Annotated in this window: 1 pseudogene; it reads right to left on the bottom strand. The window is 41.6% G+C overall.

The annotated features are described in order from the left end of the window. Positions 1-245: pseudogene (locus WFH18_RS18140) on the bottom strand (IS3 family transposase); the annotation flags it as partial.

Genomic DNA, 245 nt, shown 5'->3' on the forward strand with positions numbered 1-245 from the left:
CAGTTTTTGCCAGACTTTACGTACACCATACCGACCTGAACTTTCCTTCCAAATTCGTTTAATCTCCTCAGCATGATGCAAGTCATGTAAATCTCGCTTTGCTCGATGTTCCCCTTGCGAAGCAATGCTTCTCATCGCAGAGATCTAGAGTCCGGTAATAGGTTGAAGCTGCGATCGGTAAAATCCTACAAATCGCATCAACACCATATAAGTCTTTATTGTTATGGATGAAATCCACCATTATT

The sequence above is a fragment of the Acinetobacter sp. USHLN143 genome (assembly GCF_037145695.1).
Lineage (GTDB): Bacteria > Pseudomonadota > Gammaproteobacteria > Pseudomonadales > Moraxellaceae > Acinetobacter > Acinetobacter fasciculus.